Source organism: Bacillus sp. EKM501B (assembly GCF_011800505.1).
Classification (GTDB): domain Bacteria; phylum Bacillota; class Bacilli; order Bacillales; family Bacillaceae_G; genus Bacillus_A; species Bacillus_A cereus.
This window is the reverse complement of sequence record NZ_JAALFZ010000056.1, coordinates 1-598: the sequence shown is the minus strand read 5'-3', so window position 1 is coordinate 598 and position 598 is coordinate 1. Positions and strand designations below refer to the sequence as shown.

The following is a 598-nucleotide window of genomic DNA, read 5'->3' as shown; positions in this document are numbered from 1 at the left end:
GTTGATTCAGTCCTTCAGGACTGATGAGTACTTCTGTTGATGCTTCTAAACAGCTAGACAATTGAGTTAAAGACGTCATAGCGACATTTTGGCTCACCCATACACATAAAGCTACTAAATCATTTGCTTGGTACTTACTGGATCTTTGTACAAAACCAACATTTCTAGCAAGGTCCCGTAAGGTATTTGGAGATAAAAAACTTTGAATTTCTTGAGCAAATAGTTGTAATTCGTCAGACACAGAAACAGACATACAAAAACGCCATCCTTTCCTATGATTCTACAGAAAGAATAGCGTATTTTTTCATTTTAGGGGAATTTTTGAAGAAGGAATTAATAGTATTACTAGAATATGTAAAAATACTCCGCTATCTAGTGAACAGTTTTATACTTTCCGAACAATAGCCAAATAAATGGATGATACTATACTTTGAATAAAAAACACAAGCATTACATAATAAATAAAATATTCCTTATCTATTAACTTAAATATTGCTACTAATGCTACTCCAATTAATATACCAACCGTTAGAACAGTATAAGATAATGATTTAATTTTAAAGATGAACATTTGCCCTCTCTCATCTTGTGACTCCAT

The 598-nt window shown here is 31.9% G+C and carries 1 protein-coding gene and 1 pseudogene; both read right to left on the bottom strand.

Annotation, left to right across the window (positions count from 1 at the left end; translation table 11 throughout):
• Window positions 1–253: pseudogene (locus HFD78_RS29005) on the bottom strand (IS4 family transposase); the annotation flags it as partial.
• 132 nt (window positions 254–385) lie between these two features.
• The coding region (locus tag HFD78_RS29000) for a hypothetical protein (RefSeq protein WP_191968147.1) at window positions 386–598 on the bottom strand (213 nt) is incomplete at its 5' end.